At 45.5% G+C, this 11,364-nt stretch carries 9 protein-coding genes; 1 reads left to right on the top strand and 8 read right to left on the bottom strand.

Annotated elements, in window-relative coordinates; all coding sequences use genetic code 11:
- Nucleotides 1–116: 116 nt before the first annotated feature.
- The 8 genes from hflC to tsaE form a co-directional block, all read right to left on the bottom strand.
- On the bottom strand, nt 117–1,097 hold the full coding sequence (hflC, locus tag R7Q46_RS24160) for a protease modulator HflC (protein WP_005381382.1): 981 nt from the start codon (nt 1,095–1,097) through the stop codon (nt 117–119).
- 2 nt (nt 1,098–1,099) lie between these two features.
- Nucleotides 1,100–2,305, bottom strand: coding sequence for an FtsH protease activity modulator HflK (gene hflK, locus R7Q46_RS24155; RefSeq protein WP_017633728.1), 1,206 nt, complete (start codon nt 2,303–2,305; stop codon nt 1,100–1,102).
- Nucleotides 2,306–2,350: 45 nt separating this feature from the next.
- On the bottom strand, nt 2,351–3,640 hold the full coding sequence (hflX, locus tag R7Q46_RS24150) for a ribosome rescue GTPase HflX (protein ID WP_005381380.1): 1,290 nt from the start codon (nt 3,638–3,640) through the stop codon (nt 2,351–2,353).
- Nucleotides 3,641–3,678: 38 nt separating this feature from the next.
- On the bottom strand, nt 3,679–3,942 hold the full coding sequence (gene hfq / locus R7Q46_RS24145) for an RNA chaperone Hfq (RefSeq protein WP_005381379.1): 264 nt from the start codon (nt 3,940–3,942) through the stop codon (nt 3,679–3,681).
- A gap of 194 nt (nt 3,943–4,136) precedes the next feature.
- The gene (miaA, locus tag R7Q46_RS24140) at nt 4,137–5,069 is read right to left on the bottom strand and encodes a tRNA (adenosine(37)-N6)-dimethylallyltransferase MiaA (RefSeq protein ID WP_047103958.1); all 933 of its coding nucleotides are present in this window, start codon (nt 5,067–5,069) and stop codon (nt 4,137–4,139) included.
- On the bottom strand, nt 5,066–7,078 hold the full coding sequence (gene mutL, locus R7Q46_RS24135; RefSeq protein ID WP_225478165.1) for a DNA mismatch repair endonuclease MutL: 2,013 nt from the start codon (nt 7,076–7,078) through the stop codon (nt 5,066–5,068). Before mutL ends, miaA begins: the two co-directional genes overlap by 4 nt.
- 18 nt (nt 7,079–7,096) lie before the next feature.
- Nucleotides 7,097–8,806, bottom strand: a complete 1,710-nt coding sequence (locus R7Q46_RS24130; protein ID WP_025768796.1) for an N-acetylmuramoyl-L-alanine amidase — start codon at nt 8,804–8,806, stop codon at nt 7,097–7,099.
- On the bottom strand, nt 8,800–9,264 hold the full coding sequence (gene tsaE / locus R7Q46_RS24125) for a tRNA (adenosine(37)-N6)-threonylcarbamoyltransferase complex ATPase subunit type 1 TsaE (RefSeq protein WP_005381372.1): 465 nt from the start codon (nt 9,262–9,264) through the stop codon (nt 8,800–8,802). Before tsaE ends, R7Q46_RS24130 begins: the two co-directional genes overlap by 7 nt.
- A gap of 276 nt (nt 9,265–9,540) precedes the next feature.
- Between tsaE and queG the strand changes: the two genes are divergently transcribed.
- The gene (gene queG, locus R7Q46_RS24120) at nt 9,541–10,668 is read left to right on the top strand and encodes a tRNA epoxyqueuosine(34) reductase QueG (protein WP_005381370.1); all 1,128 of its coding nucleotides are present in this window, start codon (nt 9,541–9,543) and stop codon (nt 10,666–10,668) included.
- Nucleotides 10,669–11,364 lie beyond the last annotated feature (696 nt).

The raw sequence follows: 11,364 nt of genomic DNA, 5'->3' as shown, positions 1-11,364 counted from the left end.
GTAGTTTTACAGGCAAAGCCGAAACGGATGATAACCACCTACTGAAGTAGGTGGTTTAGGGCTGAAAAACAAAAAAGGCTCCCTAAGGAGCCTTTTATTTCAATGAGACGCGGAGATTATTTCTCCATGCTGCCCTTCGACTGGTTCATGTATTGGAAGAACTCACTCTTCGGATCAAGCACCAGAATATCGCTCTTAGAGCTGAAGGACTTCTCATACGCACGTAGCGAGCGTAGGAAGCTAAAGAACTCAGGGTCTTTGTTGTACGCTTCAGCATAAATCTTCGCAGCCTCAGCATCCGCTTCACCTCGTGTCACACGCGCAGTTTTATCAGCTTCAGCTAGAATAGTTGCTACTTCTAGTTCTGCTTGAGCACGAATAACTTCCGCCTTTTCACGACCTTGAGAACGGTGCTTACGAGCAACGGACTCACGCTCCGCACGCATACGACGGTAGATAGACTCACTGATTTCATCAGGCAGGTTGATTTTCTTCATTCGGAAATCAACGACACGAACACCCAAGTCTTTCATTGCGCTTTCACGCGTGTCTTTCAATACTTCAGACATGATTAGGTCGCGTTCACCATCAATCTCAAGCGCCTCACGAGCCGCTTCAGTTGCGACAACATCGGCACTTGCGTCTTCTGGTAGCACATCATCGTTACGTGGACCAGATACGATCTGTTTGATTTCACGAGCACCGATTTCAGAACGAAGCACGTCCGTCACTTTACGCTCAAGTAGTGCCTCTGCCGTTAGCGAGTTACCACCGCCAGTCGCGAGGTAGTAGCGACCAAAATCTTCAATACGCCACTTCACGTAGGTATCAATGATAACGTCTTTTTTCTCAGACGTTACGAAACGGTCTGCACGGCCATCCATTGTTTGGATACGTGCATCAAGTTGTTTCACACGGTCAAACAAAGGCATCTTGAAATGCAGACCAGGCTCGTAAATTCGAGTGATGTCGTTGTTGTCTTTCAAGACACGACCAAATCGAACCACGATACCGCGCTCACCTTCAGGAATCACAAACAAAGACATCAACATTAATGCCAGTGCGATTACCAGTACAGGGATCATTAACTTACGCATTCTTAGTATCTCCCTTGACGTGAACCTGTTGAACGAGACTGCGTGTTCGAAGTGTCTTCTTGTGTACGATCAGACTCAAGTTGAATTTGATCATAGGTTGAAGATGACTTCGATTTACGTTTGGTATCTGCTTTGCCCTCTTGTCCCGCCAACTTATCGATTGGAAGGTAAAGAAGATTGCCGCTTGATTCCGAGTCAATCAACACTTTCGAAGTGCTTGAGTACACCTCTTCCATTGCGTCGATGTACAGACGATCACGCGTTACACCAGGCGCTGCTTGGTATTCTGGTAGTAGTTTTTCGAACTGTGCTACCTGACCAAGAGCCTCGTTAGTGACACGCTCATTGTAACCTTGTGCTTCTTTCTTCAAACGCTCTGCACGACCCGTTGCCTTAGGCAAGATTTCGTTCTTGTATGCTTCAGCTTCACGAATGAAACGCTCTTCATCCTCACGTGCTGCGATTGCATCATCAAACGCATCTTTCACTTGCTCTGGTGGACGAGCAGACTGGAAGTTCACATCAACAAGTACCAGACCCATATCATAGCTATCAATGATTTGGTTCAGTGTTTCTTGCGTAGTTTGACGAATTTGCTGACGACCACTGGTTAGAATGCTATCCATCAATGAGTCACCAATTACTGCACGTAGTGCAGAATCCGTTGCTTGACGCAAGCTGTCGTCTGCATTGGTTACACGGTACAAGTATTTGTATGGGTCAGTCACTCGGTACTGAACATCCATCGCAACTGTTACAACGTTTTCATCTTTGGTCAGCATTAGACCAGATGCACGTAGTGAACGAATCGCTTGTACGTTTACCGCTTCGTACTCATCAATAAAGCGAGGACGCCAGTTAAGACCTGGGTCTACGATACGATCGTATTTACCTAAACGCAGTACAACACCACGCTCTGCTTCACCGATGGTGTAAAAACCAGCGAAGAACCAAACTGCAACAGCAATCAGAGCAATCACGCCAAAGCCAATTGCACTACCACCACCGCCGCCGATTGGAGAACCACCGCCGCCTTTTTTACCAAACTTGCCGCCCAGCTTTTGACTCAGTTTGTTGAACACTTCATCTAAATCTGGCGGACCTTGATCTCGGCCACCAGGACGCTGGCCACCACGATTATTATTACCCCAAGGGTCATTATCGCGGCCATTGTTGCCGTTGTTATTTCCAGGCTCATTCCACGCCATTAGAAAGCTCCATCATTTGATATGACGTTATACTGTAGCAGTCCTTTAAGTGACTATAAAGCCAGTCAAAACTGCCCCTTCTCTTTTTTCAAGTCTAGACCAATCTACTTGCTGCATTCGAATATCGATCAACAAGTTACCATCCTGGTCATATTCCTCACGTTGAATACACTTCATTTGGAAGAAGGTACTACGGAATCGTCCTTGATACTGTGGAGGAATTCGCAACTGATGCTCGACCATTTGTGACGCCAGACGTTCCGTCAGAGCCTCAAACAGGACATCAATGCCCAACCCATCCATTGCTGAAACCCAAACTGCGCGAGGTACGCCTTCCTCGTCTCGTTCTATACGTGGTTTCTGCGAATCTAGATTGTCGATTTTGTTCATGACAACCAGAGTCGGCACTTCATGCGCGTCGATCTCTTCTAGTACTTCATGAACAGCTTGAATATTCTCACGAAAACGCTCATCACTGGCATCAACAACATGTAACAAAATGTCAGCTTCTTGCGTTTCCTGCAAGGTTGCCTTGAAGGCCGCAACCAAGTCGTGTGGCAAATGTCGAATAAAACCAACCGTGTCTGCCAAGATGGCAGGACCAACATCTGCTAACTCTATCTTACGTAAAGTCGGGTCCAAAGTAGCAAATAATTGATCAGCCGCGTACACGCCAGCTTCTGTAATACGGTTGAAGAGTGTCGACTTACCCGCGTTGGTGTAACCCACAAGTGAAACCGTTGGGATTTCAGCTCGATTTCGGGCGCGGCGCCCTTGTTCACGCTGCTTCGCTACTTTGTCTAAGCGTCGCAGGATGGCTTTGATTCTGTCACGCAATAAGCGACGGTCGGTTTCCAGCTGGGTTTCACCCGGGCCACGTAAACCGATACCACCTTTCTGCCTTTCAAGGTGTGTCCAACCACGAATCAAACGAGTAGAGATATGACGAAGTTGAGCCAGCTCTACCTGTAGCTTACCTTCGTGTGTTCGAGCTCGTTGAGCAAAGATATCGAGAATAAGACCAGTGCGGTCGAGAACTCGACATTGGCACAGTGCTTCGAGGTTACGTTCTTGGGCAGGAGAGAGGGCGTGATTAAAAATCACAATTTCGGCACCCGTTGATTGTACCGCTGTAGCAATCTCTTGGGCCTTACCCTCTCCGACATAGTATTTAGGGTGTGGGGATTGACGACTACCAGTTACCACTTGTAGCGCCTCTACCCCAGCAGAAGAAACCAGCATTTCGAACTCAGCCAGATCTTCCCATTCACCTTCTTGCGTGAAGTTGATATGAACAAGTACGGCTCGCTCACCGGATTCATAACGGTCAAACAAGCAATCAACTCCTTATTTTAAAAATACTCGATGAAGAATTAATCTTCAGATTTCTCTTGTGGACGCTCACCTTGTGGACGTTCACCGCTGTGATGGCTCACTGGACGAGCCGGCACAACTGTTGAGATCGCGTGCTTGTACACCATTTGGTTAACAGTATTCTTCAGCAGGATCACAAATTGATCGAATGATTCGATCTGACCTTGTAGTTTAATACCATTCACAAGGTAGATAGATACCGGGATACGCTCACGACGTAGCGCGTTTAGAAATGGGTCTTGTAGAGATTGCCCCTTAGCCATTTTTATTTTCCTTATTTAATTTGTAGTTGTAATTATTTAGCTAGTGGTGCAATGCAAAAGATACGGCTTTTGCATCTGAGCTAAACGAATCAAAAATGCACTCTAAGTAATTAGCAGCATAGTATAAAAACCGCCAACAACAGATCCTTTGAGAGTGCGTTCACGCAAAAACGATCACATTATACACAGCTATGTCAATCAGATGCTATTGCTTCCGACATCGTTTCTAATGCCTGTTCAATGTTCTCGCTATCCAACCAAGTTAAATCATCCCAGCTGCGTAACCAGGTGATTTGACGCTTGGCCAATTGACGAGTCGCGCATACGCCACGAAATACCGCTTCGTCACGTGTACACTCCCCATCTAAATACTCCCACATCTGTCGGTAACCGACGCATCGTATGGAAGGAAGATCGGGGTGAAGATCTTTTCGCGAATATAACGCTTTCATTTCTTCTTCAAAGCCCGCTTCCATCATCTTCTCGAAACGGAGTTCAATCCGACGGTGAAGTTCTGCCCTATCCTTGGGAGCTATTGCAAACTGCTTGACTCGGTATGGTAGGCTTTCACCTTTCGTTTGAGTCAATTCAGTCAAAGTTTTACCTGAAATGCGAAAAACTTCCAATGCCCGAGATAAACGTTGGGGATCATTGGGATGGATTCTCGCGGCTGACACAGGATCAACCTCTTTGAGTTCATCGTGCAACACTGACCAACCTTTAGTCAATGCCTCTTGTTCAATTTGCTGACGAATTTCAGGATTTGCAGCAGGAAGTGGTGATAAACCTTCAAGTAACGCCTTGTAATACAGCATTGTTCCACCCACAAGAAGTGGAATTTTTCCTTCTGCAACAATATCATCCATCGCTTTCAATGCATCTCGACGAAAGTCGGCGACAGAGTAAGATTCACTTGGATCCAAAATATCTATCAAGCGATGAGGCGCCAAACTTAACTCTTTTTCATCCGGTTTCGCCGTACCGATATCCATCCCTTTGTAGATCAAAGCAGAATCAACACTGATGATCTCAATCGGAAATTTTTGACGAAGACGAATCGCCAGCTCAGTTTTGCCTGATGCAGTTGGCCCCATTAAAAATAGCGCCAAAGGTAGTTTATCTGTCATGGTTTTAATTTGGCTATCGTGGCAGAGAAATCAACAGCGGATACGAATTTTGTATCTTCTAATGGCAATTGACCATGTCTTAGCTGTTCAAGTTCCGCAATAATTTGAATGGCTTCAGAAAAAGTATAGTGACTCTTCACTGTCGTGACCTGTAATGCGAGCCAATCTATCAACTCAGACAGCATCTGAGCCGCTGCTATACCTTCGTTCACACAAGATTGCGCGTAAGATAACAGATCTGGTACTAAATTTTGTAAGTTTTGTTGACGCAGCGGAGCTGGGACGCCCATCACCATTAAGGCGTGCTCGTTTCTCGCTTTCAATTGAATACCAAGCAATGCCAAATCTTGTTGATAATCTTGGGCCAGTCTCACTAATTCGGGCTCTAACTTAATAGATAGAGGAACAAGCAGAGGTTGTGCCTTGAGTGCACCATCGCTTGGAGTGAGCTGGCCTTTTACACGATAAAATTCTGCTCTAGGTAACGAGACTAACGCCGCCCCACTGTCACTGCTCATCAAAACAAATTGTTCATCGACCACCATCAGCGCTTTGCCTAATGCAGTAATCGATGGCATTGATGTGTGCGAAGTTATCGTTTGGGGCGCTATTGGAGTGACTGCCTGAGCCTCAAACTCTGGCGTTTTCAGCAGCTCGTGATAAGCGCGTACTTCTTGTTTAGTTGGCGCTGGTTCTACGTGGCGCTCTTTACTGTGACTTGGCTTTGGTGCAGGTTTGGATTCCACCCAATCATTACGTTTGAATGACTCCACTACGCGCGCCTCTCGCACGGAGGTTTCACTAGGACCGCTATTACGAGGCTTCACTTCATAATCACTGCGTCCAGGATAAGCCGGTGTACTCTCTATCGCTTGATAAACCCGCTCTGGTACTGGTGAAGATGCTGGCTCTTGTACTTTTTCAGGCTCTGGCGAATGCTCAATCTCTTCGGATTCAGTCTGTTCCACGCGATGAAATGCCGATTCATTCACCTGTGGTTTATCAATCACAGCGCTTTGTGAAAGTGCATCCGTCAGAGCTTGATAGATGAAATCATGCACCAAACGAGCTTGGTGGAAACGCACTTCATGCTTAGCAGGGTGAACATTCACATCTACTTGGTGCGGATCTAGCTCAATAAAGAGCACATACGCAGCAAACTGATCTGGCTTTAAGCTCATTTCATAGCTTTGACGAATCGCGTGATTGATTAATTTGTCACGCATCATTCGGCCATTCACATAGCAATATTGTAAATCGCTTTGCTGCCTTGCTCCCTCTGGCGTGGTAATCCACCCATGTAGATTTAACCCTTGATGCTCAAGCTCGATTCTGAGCATGTGTCGAACAAACGCGTTACCGCAGACAGCTGCAATACGTTTTTCGGTTTGAAGCTGATTTTTCGCCGCACGATATTGACGAATGATCTTGCCGTTGTGGCGCACATTGATGGTGACATCAAAGCGGCTTAACGCAATGCGTTTCAATAACTCATCAATATGAGCAAATTCGGTTTTCTCCGTACGAAGAAACTTGCGACGCGCTGGAGTATTAAAAAATAAGTCCAACACTTCAACAGTCGTGCCAATCGGGTGCGCTGCTGGCTTAAGCTTCACCTGCATATCACGCCCTTCGGAGTAAGCACTCCAAGCTTCTTCTTGTGCCGCAGGACGCGACGTGAGCGTCAAACGCGAGACTGAGCTAATACTGGCTAACGCTTCACCGCGAAAACCTAGACTCATAATGGCTTCGAGATCATCTAAGGTATGTATCTTAGATGTCGCATGACGACTGAGCGCTAAGCCGAGTTCATCTTTCGCGATACCTTTTCCGTTATCACGAACACGAATCAGCTTTGCGCCTCCTTTCTCGATATCGATATCGATTCGAGTTGCGCCAGAATCAAGACTATTTTCAACCAGCTCTTTAATCACAGAAGCAGGTCTTTCGACCACTTCCCCTGCGGCGATTTGGTTTGCAAGTCTGGCTGGCAAAATTTTAATCGTCATAATGAGTTAGAAGCTCACCTACTTGTTTGGAATGATCAGGACTTGCCCAACCGCTAGCTGATCAGAGCGTAAGTTATTCGCTTTACGAATGCTCGATACGCTAACGCCGTATTTGGACGCTATTTTGCCAAGGAACTCACCCCGAGAAACCTTGTGCTTACGAATCGGTTTATCTTTTACCGCGACCGTTATCTTCAACTTTTGCCCTACCCACAAGGTATCTGACTTCAAGTTATTCTCTCGGCGGATATCTGAAACCTTCACTTTATAGTGATTCGCAATCTTACCTAAGAACTCACCAGACTTAACCTTGTGCGTAATGGTTTCTGTCTCAACAGTAATCGGTTTACTTGGCACTTTAATCGTACCAGCAGAAGGAATGTTGAGCTTCTGACCAATTGCCAAGCCTGTCGACTTCAAGTTGTTTGCCGACATCAGCGCTTTAGAGCTAAGCCCATATTTGTTCGCGATCACCGATAATGACTCGCCACGCTTTACAATATGTACCATTGGCTTCGCTGAAGGCGAGAACACCGTACCCTCTGGTGGGTTATCTTTTAAGTACTTGACGACCGCCTTAGTGATAGCCTGAGCTAACTTATCTTGGTGCGCTCGTTGAAACAGTAAACGCTCTTCTGTTGGGTTAGAAATAAAGCCCGTTTCCACTAGCACAGACGGAATCTGTGGAGAGCGTAAAACCGCAAGGCTGGTGTTGATCGGTTTGGTGTTATGCAGGTGCGCAACACGTCCCATCTCACCTAGGATTTCTGTTGCCAGCTTATAGCCTTCTTTTTGTGAATGACTAAACTGCAAGTCCAACAAAGTTTGGTTCACGTTACGATCTTTTGTCTTCGTGAAGAACGCATTACCCGAGCCGCCCAATAACTCAGACTGTTTCTCATGGTTCTCGACCCAACGAGCAATTTCGGTATTTGCACGACGAGTATTTAGTACGAAGACCGATCCACCGCGAGGCTTCGGTGAAGTAAACGCATCTGCGTGAATGGAAATCAGCAAGTGCGCATCATTTTCACGAGCAATCGCGACACGACGGTTTAAGTTTACAAAATAATCTCCCGTACGAGTCATGCGCGTTTTAATACCAGGAGTCGCATCGAGCTGAGCAGCAATTTTTCTTGAGATACTCAATACCGCATCTTTCTCGTACTTACGACGTGAAGGGCCAATAGAGCCAGGGTCTTCCCCACCGTGACCAGGGTCGATAACAATTAACACTTCTTGAGCTCGTTGAACTGAACTCATGTCTTTGCTGGCCGCCGCTGGCTTACTCGGTTTAGAGGTCGATGCCTTCTTACCGTGCGGTAAATCAATCACCAAGCGGTGACCATACTGCCCACCTGGTGTTGGGCTTAATTTAAATAATTCCGCTTGAACGCTCTTTTTTAGTTCAAACACCAAACGATAAGTGCCCTTCTCTGGAGGCGAGCTTTTTCGTACCAGTTTTAAAACAGGGCTATCCGTAACAGTAACAGGCAGTCTGGCCTGCATCGTCGTGCTTTTTAAATCCACGACAAGGCGATCCGGCCCTGATAAAGAGAAATAGGAATAGTCAGCTTCCGAGCCTAAATCGATGACAACACGCGTTTCATCAGGTGAAGGCCAAACTCGAAAACTCTTAACGACGTTAGCAAATGCTAAATTGGGGATGAGAAGGAGAAAAGTGGCGACAAACGTCGCCACTACTCTAAAATTTGAAAAACTCAACATAGCTCCAATCGACTGAGTAACTGCACACCATAATCATTATTAGCTGTTAGTTCGGCTACACGTTGCTCACCTTGGTAGCGAATGTTTACATCAAGATCCGGTTGTGGCAGTAAGCCATGCCCTTTTTCAGGCCATTCAACCAAGCAAATCGCATCGTCTGTGAAATAGTCTCGAATACCCATAAACTCAAGCTCTTCAGGATCCGCAAGACGATAAAGGTCGAAGTGATATACTTGCCACTGATCCAACTGGTACGGTTCGACTAGAGTATAAGTTGGACTTTTCACGTTACCTTGATGACCAAGAGCACGGACAAAACCACGACTAAAGGTTGTTTTACCTGCACCCAAATCACCATGCAGATAAATTGTGGTTTGCTGGGAACAAAGCTGAGCCAAAGCGGTGCCTAGTGCAACCGTTTCATGCTCATCTTTTAAATTGAATTGTTTCGTGCTCATTGATGCTTCTCTAACTAATGATCGTTGACTATATAAAAATCAAAAGAACAGGAATAGTAAACCGTGTTGGTTTTGAGAGACAAGCTTTCAAATGTCATATGTGCGAAAAAAGTATCCAATAAACGGTATCTTAATCATCTTAGTATCGACCTAGATTTAGAATATATGCAAATGACTTCAATAAGCAGTATTCACAACATCAAAAACGTACCTAACTGGGTAGCACCAAAGCCAGAGATCCGTTAAGATCCGCCCCCCTTTATTCCGGTGGTTAACATGAACTACGAACAACTCGCACAACAAATCAAAGTTTGGGGAAAAGAACTCGGCTTCCAAAAAGTTGGGATCTGCGACGTTGATCTGAGTGAACATGAAGCAGCACTACAAAAATGGCTTGATGCAGGCTATCACGGCTCAATGGATTGGATGGCTCGTCACGGTATGATGCGTGCTAGACCCCATGAGCTACTCCCGGGAACCGTTCGTGTTATCAGCGTCCGGATGGACTATCTGCCACCAGAGGCTCAATTCGCTTCGAACCTCGCGAATAAAAGTCATGCCTATATTAGCCGCTACGCACTAGGGCGCGATTATCACAAGCTCGTCAGAAAGCAGCTAAATAAGCTCGGCAAACTTATTGAACAAGAGGTTGGTCAATATGGTTACCGACCTTTCGTTGATTCCGCACCAATATTAGAGCGACCTCTCGCCCAAAAAGCGGGCTTAGGTTGGACCGGGAAACATTCCCTGATTTTAGATCAAGACTGTGGATCGTGGTTCTTTTTAGGTGAACTACTTATCGACTTACCACTACCCGTAGATGAGCCAAGCGTTGATCAGTGCGGTAAATGCAAAGCATGCATTACATCATGTCCAACACAAGCCATCGTTGAAGACAAAGTTGTCGATGCCAGGCGTTGTATCTCTTATCTCACCATCGAGTTCGATGGCGTGATTCCTGAAGAGTTTCGAAAGCCAATGGGTAACCGCATTTATGGTTGTGACGACTGTCAATTGGTTTGCCCATGGAACCGCTACGCCGACATAACGGAGCAAGATGATTTCCACCGTCGTGACAGTTTCAAAAACCCTGACCTCGTCGACATGTTTAACTGGGATGAAGCGACTTTTCTAAAAAATATGGAAGGCTCCGCTATCCGTCGTATTGGTCATATACAGTGGCTACGTAACATCGCTGTCGCACTTGGTAATGCAGAATATAGTCAGCGAATCATAGATGCGCTGGAAAGTCGGCAAGGTGAAAATAAATTACTTGATGAGCACATTAAATGGGCTTTGACAGAGCAACTGAATCAACTCCCCACTGAGAGTAATTCATCTATAGAGACGAAAAAGCAACGCTTAATAAGGATAGTCGAGAAGGGACTGCCGAGAGACGCATAGAGCGTAGTCTATATGCAAGAGATTGAAAGTACTTTTGCATGTTCAATTCATGACCTTGTTCTCAATTTTGTAATGTGGAAAAAAATTTGAGATTCAAGAAAAACAAGCTAGCAGAAAAAAGTTAAACACAGCTCGGAGAAATGACTAGGATCAAAAAAATACCAGTTAATGATCGTATTTTAACGTACTCGATCCGACAAAAAACTTATTTTTTCTTTATATAACAAAGATTTAATTGATATTTCTTTGTTGTTTCAACTTCACTTTAGAGAAAAGATCTTTCTTCCCCATCATAAAAAGTCAAGCTAAAAACACTTTATCAACCAACTTATCCACAGAACGACGTATGTGGATAACTCTGTTAATTAAAGTAGATAAAACACGCGAAGCCTCATCATACTTGTACGTCAGCCGATTCATATCGTGTTTTAAACACAAACGAAATCGTCCGACATCATATGATGCGGATAAAAGTTTAGCTTTTGGGGATTCATGCTTCGCAGCATTATGAAAAGAGCGATGTGATTGGTTGCGAGAAGCAGGCGTTGAATCAAGCGGCGCATCCGTAGACGACTTAACAATTGTATACTAAATAAGTACTCAATCTATCGTCTTGTATTTGGTTGCGGGGGCCGGATTTGAACCGACGACCTTCGGGTTATGAGCCCGACGAGCTACCAAGCTGCTCCACCCCGC

Source organism: Vibrio sp. 811 (assembly GCF_033339195.1).
This window is presented reverse-complemented; position numbering and strand designations above follow the sequence as displayed.